Origin of the sequence: Bacillus cereus group sp. N24, from assembly GCF_016483345.1 — a bacterium.
In the GTDB taxonomy this organism is placed as follows: Bacteria; Bacillota; Bacilli; order Bacillales; family Bacillaceae_G; genus Bacillus_A; species Bacillus_A toyonensis.
Genome location: NZ_JAEHCA010000042.1, coordinates 1 through 17,886 on the forward strand (window position 1 = coordinate 1; position 17,886 = coordinate 17,886).

The following is a 17,886-nucleotide window of genomic DNA, read 5'->3' on the forward strand; positions in this document are numbered from 1 at the left end:
CAAGTATCAATCTAAAGAATGAAGCGATAAGGCTTCTAACCGCAAGGACTGTGGAGATAGCCTAATAAATTAGAGTTAGATAGAACTCTTTACTTAGGAATCCCCCTCTTCTAAACGAAGTGAAAGTGGGGGTAGTTCAAAGAACAAATAAGACATCTTCTTAATTCATATTCTGCATAAAGAATGCAAAAGAAAACTCAAAAAAAGATTAGACTCTTTTTTTGAGCTCTTTTCATAATGCAATTTATTATTTTAAATCTCTGCAAATTCTATCCTTTAATGCCGGGTAGATTTATAGCCTGTGAAAATGTTATTTCATTTTTAAAGGCCTCTTCACAAAATCCTTAATATCCATTAATTTTTTTCCACTAATATTATCTTTGATGGTTGAATCTATTTCATTTTCAATATAAAAAATTTTCTCTTTAACCTTTACCTCAAATTTATATTTATATTTATTTTTATCCCAATCTATTAAATTACTTTTTAGTTGCGCAATATCCCTTAAATCAAACTGAATCATAAAAGGTTCTAAAGCTGGATAAAAATGTCCAAGTTTACTATTCTCTTTTAAAAAAACTATATATGTGTCACCAGATTTAGGTTTTATATACAATGGATCTTTATTTTTTACTTTTTTTGTAAATACTTTCGTAGCACCTTTCAGAATTATTCCATTGTCATCAATAACTTCATTACTTTCCTCTAATACGAGGCTTTCTGAGTATCTATGATTTATTAAAATTTTATTCTCTACAGAGTCCCCTTTTAAAATTTCTTTAACATGAAAATTAAACAGATGGCCTTCGACATCTTCATCTTGAATCTCATATGATGAATTGTTTGCCATATTCCATTTAGAGTGTAAACCGTCATATTTACCTAGTACAATTACATCTGCTTCTTCTATCATTTCACTTAAATGATTTGTAGTTTTGAGTGTCTTACTTAATACTATAGTTTCAGAATTTGATGAAACATTAGACACTTCTGCTATGTCTGTATTTGACCAAATTGTTTTGCCAATAATAATTAAAGAAGTAAATATTAATAAACATAGACTCCATTTTATTACTTTATGTTTATACATTATAATAACGTCTCCTTAAAAGATATTTTATATCATTTTCTCAATATAAATATTCCGAATTTTAGAAAAATATTAATCCAAAACAAGATAATGATGCTATAATTCTCTTGTTAAAAATAATCTTTGGAGGGATAATATGAATTTTAGAAAAGGGATTACTGCATTTTTATTAGGTAGTGTGTTTGTCTTTTCCAGCGTTGGAGTTTCAGAAGCTTATGTAAAAGAAGGATGGAAGCTACCTTCAAAATCAGCTACATATAAGTGGGGAGACAGATTAGACGATGGCTCCAGTATCATTAAATCCGGTTGGCAAGCTGCAGATTCAGCCTGGTACACTGCTTCTCGTATTAACTTTACAGTCTCTTCTTCTTCTGTGAACAAATTAAACTCTTGGTTTGAAAGTTCCTCTACTTATTACGGAAGAATGAACACAACTTATAATACATCCACAAAAAAAGTAACAAAATTCGCTGGTGATATTAATGCAGGGAATACAAATATTACAAAATCTAATGTTGCTAAAAGTACAGGAGTACATGAGTTTGGTCATGCAATAGGAATAGGTCACAACAGTGGCACTTCAATTATGAACAGCAATCGTAATCGTACTACTATGCATGTTCCTCAAACTGACGATAAGAATGGTGTAAATGCAATCTATTAAGAAAAAAAGGAGATGATTTCTTAATGTTAAGTAAAAAAGCAAAAACTATAGTAATTGCAATTCCTTTAGCTGCAGTGATTGGTTTTGGAGGATATTCAGCATATAATAGTCACTTCTCCAATGTTGCTGGCGAAGATAAGAATGCTGAAACTGTCATTCTCAGTAAAGATTTCCCTGCTACAAGTGATTTAAATCAAATGATTAATGAAGCCGATCTAGTTGTAATTGGTGAATATGGAGGTCTTGACTCTAAGTGGAATATGGCACGTAATCCAAGTAATCCATCTGAAGAGGACAAAGAAAACTATGTTGAAGGACATCTATATAATTTCAACATTTCCGAAACAATTAAAGGTGTGAATGAAAATAAACAAATAAAAATCAATCATCGTTTTGCTGAAACAGTTAAGCTTGAAGATTCTAATGCAGTTGTTGCACCAGATGGCACAGTTACAAAACAAGCTACTAAGGTAACTACTAAAGAGGTTCAAAATAAGGATCCTTTATATATCGAGCCTAAAGTTAATAAAAAATATATGATGTTTTTGAAGAAAGATCAATTATTTGGAAACTACTACGGAGCAATTGAACCATTTGCAATTACTTTTGATGAAAATAACAAAGCTGACCTTCAAACAAACATAGAAACTATTAATGAAAGTAAAATGTCTTCCAAGGCAGAAATTGCAGGTAAAACAATTGTATTGAAAAATGAAATACATGAAACTATTACTGACAATATTAGCGGTAAGACCCTTAATGAATTAAAAGATCAAGTAAAACAAAATGCTAAGTAATAACCATAACTTATAATAATTTATCCTAATTCATACGATAGTAAAAATTAATTTATTAAAGTTGTCATAAATTATATACAAACTATCTTGAACTACCCCTACTTCCACATTCGTTTCCATCACTCTATACAGCAATTTCTATAACAATGGATTACCTATTTCAAATAGTGAAAACTACAAATTAGTTGAAAAATTAAACGTTTATGCAGTTGGTTGGACTGCACTATTACCACTAATTTCCATTATGCATATAATTGAAAAAGTAGTCCATTTCTAAATTTATAATGAGGCTACACTGAATATTATTTAAATGTTGATATAAGACACTTCACTACACTAAAAATATACCCAGAAGTACTTTCCACCTCATATGATTAAAAGTACAACAGATAGGCTCTTATGCTATTACACATAAGAGCCTATCTGACTAGTATTATTAGCAACTATTTATATAAAAGTCTTTCATACTAAATAAAAGATATCTCCACAATTATTCTGGGAAAATGAAGCTAGAGTTCCCTTCACTATTAGCTGAATCCTCTTTTGGGAATGTAATAGTAGATCCTTCATTTTCCTTATTTCCATTATTTATTTCTTGTTCCTCAGGAAATACAATGGAAGAATCATTACCTAAATTTGGTGAAAAACCAAGTTTAGATAAGATGGCTTTTAAGTCAGGTAACACACCAATTTTATCGGTAGTTGGATCATTAGATTTCGTTCCAGTACTAGAATCACTTAAAATATCCCTTAGCTGGCTTGGTGTATATACTTTCCCCTGATTATTTTTTGCGATCCCTTGAATTGATGCAGCAGCACCAGCAATAATAGGTGATGCACTAGACGTTCCGCTAAAGCTAGATGTATATAGATTTGTCATAAATTCACTTGGTTTTGCATCTGTTGTGTCTACTGCATTTCCCCACCCATAAACATCCACTCTACTACCGTAATTAGAGAAATATGAACGTTTATGAGGGACCCTTGCAGAAGCTGCCCCAACCATAATTGCCCCTGAATCTTTAAAATCAGGACTATTACGATTTAAAACTTGTTTACCATTACGGTCTCTGAATTGATCCAAATCATTTCCGCCGTTTGCACCTGCTTCAATGATAATAATTCCCTTATTTGCTCCTATACGAATTGCATCAAATATATCTGGTTTTACTTCTACAGGAAGATAGTTCTTATCTCCATATCCATCGTATGTTGCTTGGGCTTCTAATAACAGGATATCTCCAGCTTGCATATTGTTAACTGCACTTAAAATAGCATCTGCTGTATTATATCTACCATTATCTCTAATCTGCGATACAACTTTTACCTTAGCTTTTGGTGCAATCCCAATTCCGCCTATGTTATTATCTTCTGCCGAAACAATCCCTAAGACTGAAGTACCGTGATCATGGTGTTCACTCTTATTCTGTCCTGATATCAATTCGATTTTCTGATTCACCAAATCTTCATGAGTAAATAACCAGCCATACTCCATATCTACAAAAGTTGTTCCTTTTCCATCTCCACCTTTTATACCCCAGGCATAAGGTGCATTGATTCCTAATGGTGCTGGTTCAAGGTAACCTTGCCTTGTAAGTCTAGGCTCATCATATGGATTAACAGATAAATTTGGTAAACGCTCTTCTGGTGGTGCTTCTTCTTCCTGTAAATATGCCGTTTCAACAAGAGATGATTTCTCAAATTTTACAAGTAATGCTTGTACATCAATATTACCTTGGGTTTCTACAATATAATAGTTTAGCAAATTAGAAGAAATATGATCCGAATCTTTTATTTCTTCACCTAAATTTTTAATTTCTGTAGGGTTTAAAGAACTAAAAAGTCGATTTATAGTTATATTTGGGTATTCCGCTAAAATTTTAATTAATTCAGGGTCTTGTTTTTCTTCTTTAATGAATTTTTCTACCCCATCCTGATATGGTAAATTTGCTTCATTTTTAAATTTCAAAATTAATTGTTTAGTAACTTGCTTTTGTACAGTAGAATTCAATTGCTTATTTGAATAATTGTAAGTAGCGGCGTAGGCAACTTCTGATTTTTCGCTTGGAAGTATACCACCTACCCCATTAAATGCTGTTAACGCAATTGAAGAAACTAGAATTCCCTTAAAAACTTTCAAAATGTGCACCTCTTTTAATTTATATATGATTATAAAAAAATGTATATTACCTAACTTCTTTTCTTATACAGACGTCTTACATGTAGGCTTATATTTCAACTCCATTCATTTTTTAATAATTGCTTATACATCACTAATACAACTAATTCAGGTCATCAAATCTATTAATTCAGTTGCTCGGATGTAACTATTATAGTTACAGCTATAGTGAATAGTCAACCTTATTTTTTATGCAATTTCGCATTTTTAAAAATACATACTTCTATTAATTTGCTCCTAATTATCTTAAGAGAAGTTGAGCTTCTATCATTTTAAGTACTTGCATATATATAATAAAAAGCATATAAGGGGGATGGAAACGTGGTAATTTCAAGACAAGATTCCTGGACTAACGATAACGATTTACTTCTCGCAACAATCGTGCTTCAAAATATTCGTAACGGCGGAACACAGTTAGCTGCATTTAAAGAAGCGGCTAAACCATTGGCCCGAACTCCTGCTGCTTGCGGATTTCGTTGGAACTCTTACTTGCGAAAACAATACGAAGAAGAAATACAACAGGCAAAACAAAATCGAAAAGTGGAAAATAACATTTCTCCCTTCCAACAAAAAAAAGAAACAAACTCTTTATCTATTACATTAGATGACATTATTTCATTTCTACAAAATTATAAAGAAATGGATGAATTGGCAACTTTACAAAATCAAATTAAATATTTAGAAGCAGAGAATCACTCTCTTTCGCAACGTTTAGCTATGTATGAAGAAGAGTATAGTATGTTACTTAATCATATCGATAAGAAAAGAAATTTAATTGTAGCCAATTAAATTTAGAAATAGATTAACTTTTATGATTTCTAAACCGTAGTATTAGTTAAAAATAAAATTTGATTTATAGGCAAGTCTAAAGAGCATTTTTTGAAAATAAGATCGATAATCAGATTTTGTTATAAATTATCACAAGGTAAAGCAATAATTACTTTACCTTGTGATAATCTTCCACTCTTATTAAGAGTTAGTAAATCCAATAAATTTCTCGCTTCAAATTCATTTAATCCATATAATAGGTATATACATTATTTTATTTCTGTTTTTTCATCTCTTCCATTTCTTGCTGCCATGTAGCACCCACACCTCCTGATGGCGTATTCCAACGGTCCTCTTGTCGTTTAATGCGTTCCATGTCTGCATCACTCGGCTTAAATTCTTCTACTTCCTTACGTTGTTGTTCAACTTCGTTATTATTAGGTTTATGTTTGGTAGTAACTTCTTCGGGCTTATCATTGGCTTCAACATTCTTGCCTTCGTCCATTTGAGACTTGTGATTATTTGACTTACTCTCATTAGATTGCACGCTTACGTTTTTCTCTTCAGCCCAACGATTATTTTTGACATCCCATCCGACGGGAATAACTGAATACATTTCCTTATCTTGGCCAACATAATCCGCACCAAATAACTTACCGTCCTTAAATTGAACTTGTATCACCGCTTCTGGCGCCTCATAAATATATTCAATTAATTCAGTATCAAACTTCTTCGTTTTAAATGCACTTGTCGCATTACGGTGTAATGCCTTAGCTACTTCTTCATATGGCATACCATGTTCAAGTGCTTCAAAGTAATCGACAGGCATTGTAGAACTACTTTCATCTACTGGAAGCTGATACTGCACAATATCAACTTTATCCTCATTTTTTTCCGTATCAATCGCTTTGTTTTCGTTATCCCTTGGCACATTATCATCCAAATTTTCCGCGTCCTTTAATTCATCACGCTTTGTTTCATCTACCTTCTTATCGGCTTGCGCGTCCTTCTTCACTTCCTGCTCACTCTTAGGAGTTTCTTTCTTGGTAGAGGCGTTCTCCTGACCACACCCCACTAATAAACTTGACAACAATAATCCTAATACTAGATATCTTTTCATGTCCATTCTCCCTGTTTGCGCTATATTTATACAATAACATTAGCGTATTTACCTTATATTACCTTATTCCCTTCGTAATATTATAACAATATATTAAAATATACAACAATTTAATTATCTATTATGCTATCTATTACGAGATATCTAACGAGTTTAATTCTGTCAATCATGCTACGGCTTTCTAACACTTCTTTTGCACACTTTCTTCTTCTAAAATAGCGTAATAATATTCATCCCACCATTCATTCCCATGTGGTATACATTTCCTAAAATAGCCTTCTCTTCTCATTCCAATCTTCTCCATCACTCGATACGATGGGATATTTTGTGGCTGACATGTAGCGATAATCCTATGTAATTTCATTTCCTTAAAGCCATATTTCAATATAGCTTGTGCTGCTTCAGAAGCATATCCTTTATTAAAGTATTTTGGATTGAACACCCAACCAATCTCATAAGTATGCTCACCAAAATATTTATGAAATACTATATGACCAATCAGGATATCTTCATCTATTAATACCACAGGAAAGTTCTTAGCATTTTTACCAATGTTTTCATTCACAAAGTTCCTTGTATCTTCTTCAGTAAAAACCCCTTCAGGTATGTATTTCATAGCATTGATATCTGATGTATACTCATGGACAGCTTGCCAATCTTTGAACTCAAATTTCCGTATTAATAATCTTTCTGCTTTTACAAACATGTACTTTTCCCCCCTCAAAAAATTGTAATTATATTTTAAATTCACATATAACCCTTAAAACAAAAAGAACCTGTAGGAATCTCTACAAGTTCTTTTTAGTTTAAGATGAATATACGGGGCAAACAAACTATCTTACAGATTCATCATAGAAACTACAGGGGTAATGCTTTGACAAATACATTATATAACAAATATTAACATCCATAGATTTTAATTTTGAAAATTATGTGAATTAAGAACAATAGTAACTTTTTTTCTTAACTATTATTAATTTCATTTACTACTAACTTCTTTTTACTTAAATAAACTGCTCGATCTGATATTTTTGCAACTTCTTGTGAATGCGTAACAACAATTACACATTTATTCTCTTGATGGGCGAGCTCCTGAAACAGCTCAATAATCTCTTTCGCTGTTTCTCCATCAAGGTTTCCTGTTGGTTCATCAGCGATTAGTAAATCGACATTACAAGATAGCGCTCGAGCAATTGCTACACGTTGTTGTTGCCCGCCACTTAATTGCAAGACATTTCGTTTCGCTTCTACTTCTGTGAGTCCTACCTTCTCTAATAATTCTAATGCTCTTGCTTTTTTATTTTGTACCTTCACACCTGTAATTTCCATTGCTGTTAATACATTCTGAAGAGCAGTCATATAGGTAATCAAATTATAAGATTGGAAAATTACAGATACATGTTGATTACGGTATCGATCCAAGCCAATTTTTCTAATATCCTTGCCGTTATACAGTACATAACCATTTTTAGGTATATCCAGCCCACAACCTAAGCTAAGAGTTGTAGTTTTACCAGATCCAGATGGCCCTAAAATCGTGTAGAAATGCCCTTTTTGAAAAGAAAAATTCACATTATCTAGTATCGTTACTTTTTTTCCGTTACTTTCATAATAATAATCTAAGTTTTTAAATTGTAAAATTGTCTCCATATCGAGCCTCCTTATTCATCTTTTAAAAGAATTTGTTTTGGATTTAAGCGTAGGATAGATAATGCCGGAAGAAGCGTTGCTAATATAGCAATAGTCAGTCCAATTCCCCCCATTTTCCCTAAATCCTCTCCTGTTACACTTACATCAATTTTATCAATTGGATCTTCATTTTGGTTTTGTGGAGTACCACCAGCCCCAACCATCATTACACTACCATTTTGTGAATTGTCTTTTTCTTCGCTTGCTGTAGCAATTTCACTCGAAAGTAAGTTATCCCCTACGAATTGAGAAACTTTAGCTCCTGTTGTTAGGGATAATCCAAATGCTAAAATAGCAATACATGCTACTTCTACTACGAACTGCGCCATCAGTTTCCATTTTTTCTCTCCAATAGATAATAAAATCCCCATTTCCTTACGACGTGCTTTAATCGATAACATAATGATTAATCCTAAAATAATCGCACCTGCAATAGATACCATATAGATAATCATTTGAGACGTAGAAGCGATATTTTCGATAGGACCAATCATTTGCTTGTACAATGAATCATGTGCATCTAACTTAAAATAATTAAAATCAATATCAGATTTTTTTGCTTCTTTTTTAAATGCATCAATATACTGTGGATCGTTCAATAAGTACACGACCTGAATGCTACTCATACCTTCATCTGTTTCTAATTTCTTTAAAGTAGAGTGAGGCATATATAGTTTATTAGCTGGATTCATCATAGGAGGGGGGTTTTGACCCATTGGTTGCTCATTCGTTTCATAAATACCAATAATTTCAACTTCAAGAGTTTCCTTCTTATCCCCTGATTGAATTTTAACCTTATCTCCCACTTTCAAATTATTTTGTTCCGCTAATCGTTTTTCCATTAAAGTTACATTCTGATCTTGCATCTTTTCTGTAATTGGTTTCCCATCAATGATTTTACTTTTTCCATTTTTAAAACTTTCTTGTAATAAAGTCTTGCGAACTCCTTCTATCATAAGAGAAGAATTCATATCTATTTCTGAACCTGAACCTGATCCTCCAACCATTGCAACGCTACCTTTTCCTTTTCCTTCATCTTCTCCTTCTGAAGCTCCTACTAATTTAAATCCATCTGCAATTCCGAAATTATGGGTTATATAATTATAGTCTTTAACATATTTGGACTTCGCTAATTGATCTGTTTCTTTTGTATTGAGCTGCGGCGGATTAGGCGCTTCTCCAGTTTCCCTTGCTTGTTTTCCTAATTTATCAAAATCAAGACTTAAAGTAACATCAGCACCCAGTTTTTTTCTTGCTGAATCAGCAGCTTTTTTTGATGCATTCTGGATTGCAAATCCTGCCAGCACTAAGTTTGTAACAATCAGAAAGACCGCCATCAAAATTAATGATGTTCCTATTCTTTTTTTCATACTGAGAATTGCGCGTTTTATAAAATTCATTTTTCCTAACCTCCTTGATAGTTGTTATTCTAAATACACTATCTGGAGTTTATATGAAGATATTCAGTAGATTATCTAAAGATATTAGGGCTTATCTGGAGTGCATATGTAGTGATTCGTTAATATAGTCAAGAAAAACTGGAACACAAATTAAAATACGTAATCGATTTTGAAAATTGGTAGAGAGCCAGTTCATTAATGTGGAGTGAGGACGAATGGAATGATCGTACATATAAAACTAGTAAAATAGAAAAAGCCACCAAAAGGTGGCTGTTAAGTGGTACGTGTTTGTTCCATTAATTTCACGGTTTTTGTTAGTTTTTCACCATTTCGATAAACTGTTACTTTAATTGTATCCCCCAATTTTTTCTTTTCATATAAATATTTACGGAATTGAACGACATTTTCTATTTTTTGTCCATCTAATGCAATCACAACATCATATTGTTGCAATCCACCTTTTTCTGCTGGTGATTGGTTTGAGATATTCCTTAATACTGCACCATTTGATATCTCTTTTGGTAATTTTAATTGATGGCGTGCAGAATCTGTCATTTTCTCCACATCTAATAACTGTACACCCATCATCGGACGCTTAACTGTTCCATCTTTTTCAAGAGACTCTAGGATCGTTTTGGCTATATGAATCGGAATTGCAAATCCAATTCCTTCAACAGCTTGTTGTGCAATTTTACTCGAATTAATTCCAATGACTTCACCCCGTTCATTAAACAAAGCTCCTCCACTATTCCCAGGATTAATAGCTGCATCTGTTTGAATTACCTGTGCTTGCCAATCCACTTGTTGATTTCCGAGGGTACTAACAGGTATTTCTCGTTCCTTGCTACTAATAATCCCCTTTGTTACACTACCTTCTAGCCCCAATGGATTCCCAATGGCTATTACCGTTTCCCCTGTACGAATTTTTTCTGAGTCTCCAAGTGTTGCGACTCTTTTTACATCTGCCCCGTCAATTTCTAATACCGCTAAATCTAATAATGGATCTGTCCCTACTACTTTAGCGGGAACCTTTTTACCATTATTCAATTTCACTTCTACTTTATTCGCACCGTCTATCACATGATTATTTGTAACAATGAAAGCCTTATTGCCGTTTTTTTTATATATGACCCCCGATCCCGAACCAGCTTCTTCTGATTGATTTTGCGTATTAAATGAATCTGCATTTTGTTTATAGTTAATGACACCTACGACAACCTCTTTTGCAGTTTCAATCATATTTTGAGGATTGCTCACATCTTCTGGTTTGTAAGAGATCGGCGTAGCCTGATTTACTTCGTTATGCTTAGGAGATTGACCTGCACTTCCTTTGATTTCATTTATATAAGTGGTGGTCAATCCAATGGTAATGGCACCAATCACTGCACTAATTATTCCTGTGAAAAAATACCCTGTTTTTTTATAGGCTTTATTCCTATTGCTTTCTGTTTGATTTGTATCATAGTGTCCCATTGTGAACATCCCTTTCTCCTTTAATTTACAATTGAATATTTTTATCTTGATATTTGAAATACGATGTATGAATGTAATATTTAAGAATCACCATTTCAAAAAAAGAAAATTTTACCTTTGGGCATGGTTTAAACATAAATCAACTGTTTTTTCGTAGGGGTAACATTATATTTGAAATTTCCTATGAATATATGTATGACGATATTCAAACCCACTTCGAGCTTGTCTCTAAAAAAAGAGCCTATTCGGCTCTCAACAAATAGGGTATTCAATGTACAAAGTAGCATGCGTGTTTATACAGGTGTTTTGCAAAAAGTGGAAACAAGGGACAATAAACATCCATTAGCCTATTTATTCTTTTGTTATAAACTTAGATCCTAGCATTCTCGTGAGAATGGATGGTAATAGGTTTGTGTGTAAATAAGAAGGAAGGGATAAAATTTGATAGATTGTGTAAATCGTCAACATCATGTATCATTCCTCTCTATTTGGTACATGTATCATACAAACTTAATCTGTATTCTATATGGAGTTAATCTAGAGTTATAGTAAAGATTTTCAGTACCTAATAATTGAATACAAAAATAGAGAGAATCAATTTGATTCTCCCTATTTTTGTTCACTAGACTTATATAGCTTTCTTTTATTTACACTTGTGTATTTGTTTAAGCACGGTGCTGGTTTCAATTTTTGTTTTTTCTCTTTTATGCGTATATTATTCGAATGAGGGACCATCCACAGTTGTACATCTAATAAAGAAAGAATGATGTTTGCTTCCAGTGACATCTTAATTACCTCCCTCTGTCTTGTTATGTATATAACCTATCTCATGCATCTGGATCTGATTTGAAATACATGTAGTTTTCTTGTGAAGTTTTTATGGTGTTTCTAATACGTCTCCATATCAACTCCAGATTGGAAGGTTATAATGACTACAAGAGGTGATATTATGAAGAACTATCACATTCTGGTGGTAGAAGATGATCAAGAAATACAAGAATTAATCAAACAATTTTTAATGACACAACAGTATAAAGTTATAGTTGCATCAGATGGATTAGAGGGCATGAAACAATTTAATAAGCAATCCTTTGATTTAATTCTTCTAGATGTGATGATGCCAAACCTAAATGGATTTGAAGTTGCCAAAATGATTCGAAGTCAGTCAAATATACCAATTATTATGCTAACTGCGCTAGAAGAAGAACAAGATCAAATGAAAGGATTTGATCTTGGAATCGATGATTATATTACGAAACCTTTTTCTTTTCATGTTTTGATGAGACGAGTCGAAGCAGTACTGAGAAGAAGTAATAATCAAAGTACGGATAATCATTTTGTATTTAGAGAACTACATGTCGATGGCGATGCATATAAAGTATATGTAAATAGGATTGACGTTCCCTTAACGACAAAGGAATTTGAAATTTTGCATCTACTACTTCAAAATGAAAAAAAGGTACTCACAAGAGAAAATATCGTAGAAAAAATTTGGGGATATGAGTATGCTGGAGACACACGAATGATTGATACGCATATGAAAAACATACGAAAAAAATTAGATATACCCTATATTAAAACAGTAAAGGGCATTGGTTATAAAATCGATGAATAGGATTGTAAAAATCATGAAGATGAAGAGAATTACCTATAAACTCTTTATGACTACATCTCTCATTTTGTTAGCCTTTGCAGCCTTAATTTATGTAACTTTATACTTCTTTCTCCCTAAATTTTATGAGAAATACAAAACAGATCAGCTTCAAACGGGAATCGAAGAAATAATTGATAAATCTAAAGATCTTACGCTTCAAAATGCAACACCACTTGTTGATGAATACGCACAAAAAAATAATGCAATGATATATCTTCAAGATAATGAGGGAAGGCTTATTTATTATCCTTTTCTTAAAAGTACTATTCAGGGGAGTACTATTCAGGGGAGTACCGTTCAGGGGGGTACTGTTCAGGGGGGTACTGTTCAGGGGGGTACTCCAGCAAAAGGTTTTGTTACAACAGTACCAATAAAGGGTTTGGCTGAATCTCGTAATTCATATGAGGCTACCAAGCCAGTACAATTCCAAGATGTTAACTTAACGCTTGTGGTGTTCGCAACATTTCAACCAATCGATGAAGCTTCACAGGTCTTGGTACGTTTTCTACCCTATATTAGTATCATTGTACTGGTTATTGGTTTAGGAAGTGCTTATCTCTATTCAAGGTTTATTACTAAACCACTTATTTATATTAATAAAGGTGCACAAAAGATGGCAAACTTGGATTTCTCTGAAAAAATTGAGGTTCGTTCTATGGATGAATTAGGGGAATTGTCCAATAGCTTGAATGATATGTCCATCAATTTACAACAGGCAATTTTTGATTTACAAAAAGCGAATCAGCAATTAAAAAGTGATATTGAAAAAGAAAGAGAAATAGAAACAAAGCGAAGGGAATTCTTTGCTATTGTAGCACATGAATTAAAAACCCCTCTTACTGTTATGAAAGGATACTTAGAAGGGATGATATATAATATCGGCCCCTATCAAAATCGTGACCAATATTTAAAGAAAAATTTCCAAATAATTGAAAGTCTAGAACAACTGGTTCGCGAAATTTTAAGCATGTCAAGATTAGAACAACATACCTTTAAACTTCAAGTGGAAGAAGTAAATCTTTCGAAATCAATAGATACAATCACAAAAAAACTCGAATTTTTTGCTTCTCAAAAAGGCATTCAAATAATAAAAGAAGTCGATTCTGACATTTTTGTTTATACGGATTATGTTCTTTTAGAAAAAGCTTGTAAAAACATCATTCATAATGCGATTATGTATTCACCGTATAACGAAAAAGTCTATATAAAGTTAACAAAGGATTCTAAACAAAACAACATCCAAATACGAGTTATCAATACAGGTGTCAAAATACAAGAAGAAGAAATACAACATATTTTCAAACCATTTTATCGAATCGAAAAGTCAAGAAATCGAAATACGGGAGGGAGTGGCTTAGGGTTATATATTGTAAAACAAATTTTAGAATCCCTTTTTATCACGTATTCTATGAGTAATACAAAACAAGGCGTACAATTTTTGATTACCATTCCATTATCCATAAAGTAAATAACAAAAGAGTCTTAATCTTATTTCACCTTATTGAAATAAGATTGAAATTTTTTATATAGGATACCGTCACATCGATAAAAAGACGTTATTTTTTCCAATAATTTCTCAGAAAGAATAACGTCTTTTTTTATTTTAGGGGATATTTTTTATTGTTAGCCTGATAGCTATATTGCGTGACCCCTATTATAAGAATCCTGCATCAGAGCATAACAAAAATATAAACAAAAAAGAATTATTTAAAATATAAGTTACATTCTAATATTTTATTGTTGATGACTGATAGTATCATTTTACAGCTTATTTAGAAGGGGCATGTACATTTTGAAGAAGTTTTTCAATAAGTATTGTTTTTTCATTCACCTTTGTAGCATATGTGTAGAGTAAGCACCCAGCGCCTTTTCACATCTCTGTGATAGGTTTCCAAATGCTCCTCTCCGAACCGGACTTACACGTCTCCATGTATCCGGCTCTCCATCTGTCATCTGCGTTTTATATCTCGCCTTTGTGCCTCTTGATATGACACTCTTTACAAAGAGCGATTGTTTTACGATTTCTCGCTATCATTTGTTGTTCGAGATATGATTTATTCGACTTTTCTCGAAGATTTTTCAACCTTTTAACATGGTGCATGTGTATGAGCGTATTGTTTCGTCCACATAATTCGCATGTTTCTGCTTTAATTCGGTCTGAGAGCTTTGTTGTACTCAGTGTGTATCTAGTGTTTGGTACAACATCTGTTTGTTCTTTAGAAATTCCATTTACTCTCGGAAAACTTCGCTCAATAAAGTGGATTTGTTTTATTCCTCTTTTTGTTCCGTATTCCACTGTAAAACGTCCATTTTTCATATACTTTTTCCGGATATGTTTGGTACGCTTTTTATATTTCGTAGCGAATGTTTTTATCATCGAATAAAACATAAAATAGGCGAATCGATGCATATGATTACTCACGTTTTCGGCTAGTCGATAATAGTTATACAATCCACGTATTTCACTGTTATACTGGGCAACAATCTCTAAATCCTCATTTCGTTGGAAGTAGTTTCTTGGTTTAGGCTTCCAAGTGCCGTTGGCACTCAATTCAATGGCTTGATATTTCTGTAACTTATTTACCCATGCTTCATGTGGCATTTTTAATTGGACTTTACCATTTAGTAGTCTTTTCTTTCTTCCTAGACTATCGGTGCGTATCGCTTCACTTTTGAATATTTTTACTTCGTACCCAAGAAATTGAGCACATGTACTTGAAGCATTTGTTATCAGTGTTTTTTCCATGGACAGTTCTAAATTTAATTCCTTTTTGAGAAAGTTAGCTATTTCATTTTTGACAAAGCGTGCATCATCTTTAGAACCGATAACTCCTATAAGGAAGTCATCTGCATATCTTACATAGGTAAGTCGTTTATATTCATTGTCCATTGGATCACTGTACGGCATTTGTGTTAGTGTTTGTTTCAATGCCTTTATCTTTTCCTTCAAGTCTGCCATATTCTCAAAATCGTCCTGCTCATAAGCACGGTCAATTTTCTTCTGTAGCCCACGCACTTTACTACGTAATCTTTCGTATTCAGCATTTTGTTTACGTTTTATGCCTATATCAAAGCTGGTTTTGAAAGATTTCATGTAATTATCCAATTCATTTAGGTAAATATTTGAGAGTATCGGACTAATAATACCGCCTTGTGGTGCGCCACTATATGTGTTATGAAACTTCCACTCGTCTAAGTATCCAGCCCGTAAGAATTTCCAAATAAGTTCTATAAAAGTTTCATCAGCAATTCTTTTTCGCAAAATTTTCACCAAAGTGTGATGTTCAATGTTATCAAAGAAACCCCGGATATCCCCTTCTATGAACCACTTACTTCCTGTAAAAGTGCGCTTTATCTCCAACAAAGCGCTATGACAACTTTTCTTTTTACGATAAGCGTGTGAGGAAATCGAAAAGTTGGGTTCATAAATTTCTTCTAAAATCATCCGAATTACTTCTTGCACCAATTTGTCACAGAAGCTAGGTATTCCTAAAGGTCTTTTCTTCCCATTTTTCTTTGGGATATAAACCCTTTTGGATGGATAAGGTTGATAACTCTTATTTTTTAACACTTCGATGAGCCGACTTATTTCTTCCATAGAAAATCCATCAATAGACCGTTTGTCTACTCCCATAGTTAATGCGCCATCGTTTTGACTTAGATTATCGTATGCCAGTAAAAAGAAATCTGGATTGTAAAGGTTTCGATAGAGTCTTGTATATTGATACTTTTCATCTAAACTCTTCTTTCGCAGATTGCTTAACACTACTTTTGGACATTGCATAGTGCCTTTCGCACCTCCCCAATTTGGTAGTAAGCTAACAGACTGCCTTCCTTCGCCTTGTACTAGGCTTTCCCTAGCTCTGACTACTACGAAGGCTCCGTTGCCATATCAGATATTCATAAGCCATACTTCTTGACTTGTTAGGTCTTGAAGTTATCCTTAATAGCCATTTCGGCATTCTGACTTAGGCAATCCCCATTTAGTAGACAAGGAACTTGCGCGTACGATGTCGGATACGATTTTCACACGTTTCTTCTATATAGAAGCGGGCAACAGATGACCCTATTCATGTAGGATGACTTACACTATCCTCATGACATCTGTTGAATCTCGTTTGTAAGCATCTTCCGAGATTAGTTACGGTAGCCTCCCTTGTGCTATCGTTCAAGCAGTCTAGCTTTTATCCTTATTCGTACTTTATATCTTGCCGTTCAGTCGTGACTTGATGCTTAGTCAACTTACGGCTTTCTTGGCATGCTGTTGTCCCCCTTCAGTTTCCCTCCGAAGTAAACCAAGTGATACTAGGTCATTTAGGGTTGACCTAACGGCTTGCAATCACCGTTTTTCCTTGCCCCCTTATGGGCGCACGAAATCGCCATAACAATATGGATACCTAAAATTATTTTTATTTCCACCACAAGTGTACAACGCTGGATTTTGATCAACTTTCATCTTAGAAAACTTTTTAGCCAAATCTTCCGAGTGTTGTTTAACTTCTTGACTGGCAATAAAATCAATATACCCTGGTCCCATATTATAGCTTTGAATAATTGTCTCCATGCTAACATCTTTTTCCGTTCCATATTTGTACATTTTTGCAAAGTGTTTTACCCCTTGTTTAATGCTCAAGCTTGTCTCTTGAATTTCATTTGGCTTTAATCCCAGTGATTCAGAAGACTGCATAGGGTCGTTTCCCTCACCTCTACTCTCTTGGTACATAATTCCTAATAAAACTGCTGTTTTCTCTCCTAAATTATATTTTTCTAATTCTTTTTTCAAGGTGTGCTCATATTGCAAAACACGTTTTTCGGTTGCGAGCGCTTTATTTTGTTGAATATTGGTTTTATGATTAAGATATAGTATTCCAAGCATTGTTCCTAAACCCAAAATACTAATAAACAATAATATAATAATTCGTATTTTACTCGTATTCTTCATATATTCCTCCTCGTATAAGAAATTCTATTTTTCAAAGGTAATTAGTTATTTATAAAATATGTAATAAACATCTATCTCCCGCTCCTTTTCAGACTTAAACATCAATACTT

At 33.3% G+C, this 17,886-nt stretch carries 15 protein-coding genes and 2 pseudogenes; 6 read left to right on the forward strand and 11 right to left on the reverse strand.

Translation table 11 applies throughout. The features are described 5' to 3' along the window. Window positions 1-310: 310 nt before the first annotated feature. Entirely contained in the window at window positions 311-1,090 is a 780-nt protein-coding gene (locus JDS95_RS28465; protein ID WP_098016311.1) for a hypothetical protein, read from the reverse strand. A 136-nt stretch (window positions 1,091-1,226) separates the two neighbouring features. Between JDS95_RS28465 and JDS95_RS28470 the strand changes: the two genes are divergently transcribed. From JDS95_RS28470 to JDS95_RS31385, 3 genes and pseudogenes are all read left to right on the forward strand, one after another. Next, window positions 1,227-1,754 carry a matrixin family metalloprotease gene (locus JDS95_RS28470; RefSeq protein ID WP_001011319.1) on the forward strand — a complete coding sequence of 176 codons (528 nt, stop codon included), beginning with the start codon at window positions 1,227-1,229 and terminating at the stop codon, window positions 1,752-1,754. 23 nt (window positions 1,755-1,777) lie between these two features. Then, a complete protein-coding gene (locus JDS95_RS28475) occupies window positions 1,778-2,551 on the forward strand; it encodes a cardiolipin synthase (protein WP_098009225.1) in 774 nt (257 codons plus the stop codon). A gap of 151 nt (window positions 2,552-2,702) precedes the next feature. Next, window positions 2,703-2,828, forward strand: a pseudogene (locus tag JDS95_RS31385) (DUF3221 domain-containing protein); the annotation flags it as partial. A gap of 213 nt (window positions 2,829-3,041) precedes the next feature. Here JDS95_RS31385 and JDS95_RS28480 read toward each other — a convergent pair. Then, window positions 3,042-4,691 (reverse strand): S8 family peptidase, encoded by a 1,650-nt coding sequence (locus JDS95_RS28480; RefSeq protein ID WP_098016312.1) that lies wholly within the window; start codon window positions 4,689-4,691, stop codon window positions 3,042-3,044. Window positions 4,692-5,051: 360 nt separating this feature from the next. Here JDS95_RS28480 and JDS95_RS28485 point away from each other — a divergent pair, with 360 nt between their 5' ends. Further along, entirely contained in the window at window positions 5,052-5,519 is a 468-nt protein-coding gene (locus JDS95_RS28485) for an RsfA family transcriptional regulator (RefSeq protein WP_000237087.1), read from the forward strand. Window positions 5,520-5,772: 253 nt separating this feature from the next. Here JDS95_RS28485 and JDS95_RS28490 read toward each other — a convergent pair whose 3' ends face one another. The 6 genes from JDS95_RS28490 to JDS95_RS28515 form a co-directional block, all read right to left on the reverse strand. Then, window positions 5,773-6,618 (reverse strand): hypothetical protein, encoded by an 846-nt coding sequence (locus tag JDS95_RS28490; RefSeq protein ID WP_000833318.1) that lies wholly within the window; start codon window positions 6,616-6,618, stop codon window positions 5,773-5,775. A 181-nt stretch (window positions 6,619-6,799) separates the two neighbouring features. Next, window positions 6,800-7,324, reverse strand: a complete 525-nt coding sequence (locus tag JDS95_RS28495) for a GNAT family N-acetyltransferase (RefSeq protein ID WP_000497659.1) — start codon at window positions 7,322-7,324, stop codon at window positions 6,800-6,802. A 257-nt stretch (window positions 7,325-7,581) separates the two neighbouring features. Then, the gene (locus JDS95_RS28500) at window positions 7,582-8,268 is read right to left on the reverse strand and encodes an ABC transporter ATP-binding protein (RefSeq protein ID WP_000447838.1); all 687 of its coding nucleotides are present in this window, start codon (window positions 8,266-8,268) and stop codon (window positions 7,582-7,584) included. 11 nt (window positions 8,269-8,279) lie between these two features. Further along, window positions 8,280-9,707, reverse strand: a complete 1,428-nt coding sequence (locus JDS95_RS28505) for an ABC transporter permease (protein WP_001009333.1) — start codon at window positions 9,705-9,707, stop codon at window positions 8,280-8,282. 273 nt (window positions 9,708-9,980) lie between these two features. Continuing rightward, the gene (locus JDS95_RS28510; protein WP_098016313.1) at window positions 9,981-11,189 is read right to left on the reverse strand and encodes a S1C family serine protease; all 1,209 of its coding nucleotides are present in this window, start codon (window positions 11,187-11,189) and stop codon (window positions 9,981-9,983) included. Window positions 11,190-11,789: 600 nt separating this feature from the next. Further along, entirely contained in the window at window positions 11,790-11,966 is a 177-nt protein-coding gene (locus JDS95_RS28515) for a hypothetical protein (RefSeq protein WP_000050962.1), read from the reverse strand. Between the two features lie 163 nt (window positions 11,967-12,129). On the opposite strand from JDS95_RS28515, the gene JDS95_RS28520 reads away from it, so the two are divergent. Together JDS95_RS28520 and JDS95_RS28525 are read left to right on the forward strand one after the other, a co-directional pair. Next, window positions 12,130-12,795 carry a response regulator transcription factor gene (locus JDS95_RS28520; protein WP_098016314.1) on the forward strand — a complete coding sequence of 222 codons (666 nt, stop codon included), beginning with the start codon at window positions 12,130-12,132 and terminating at the stop codon, window positions 12,793-12,795. Window positions 12,796-12,808: 13 nt separating this feature from the next. Then, complete coding sequence (locus JDS95_RS28525) at window positions 12,809-14,302, forward strand: sensor histidine kinase (protein WP_199690929.1); 1,494 nt, start codon at window positions 12,809-12,811, stop codon at window positions 14,300-14,302. Between the two features lie 300 nt (window positions 14,303-14,602). On the opposite strand, the pseudogene JDS95_RS32270 reads toward JDS95_RS28525, so the two are convergent. The 3 genes and pseudogenes from JDS95_RS32270 to JDS95_RS28535 form a co-directional block, all read right to left on the reverse strand. After that, window positions 14,603-14,683, reverse strand: a pseudogene (locus JDS95_RS32270) (lysozyme family protein); the annotation flags it as partial. A 111-nt stretch (window positions 14,684-14,794) separates the two neighbouring features. Continuing rightward, window positions 14,795-16,618 carry a reverse transcriptase/maturase family protein gene (locus tag JDS95_RS28530; RefSeq protein WP_002203245.1) on the reverse strand — a complete coding sequence of 608 codons (1,824 nt, stop codon included), beginning with the start codon at window positions 16,616-16,618 and terminating at the stop codon, window positions 14,795-14,797. Window positions 16,619-17,194: 576 nt separating this feature from the next. Continuing rightward, window positions 17,195-17,776 (reverse strand): lysozyme family protein, encoded by a 582-nt coding sequence (locus JDS95_RS28535; RefSeq protein ID WP_098016308.1) that lies wholly within the window; start codon window positions 17,774-17,776, stop codon window positions 17,195-17,197. Between the last annotated feature and the right edge of the window lie 110 nt (window positions 17,777-17,886).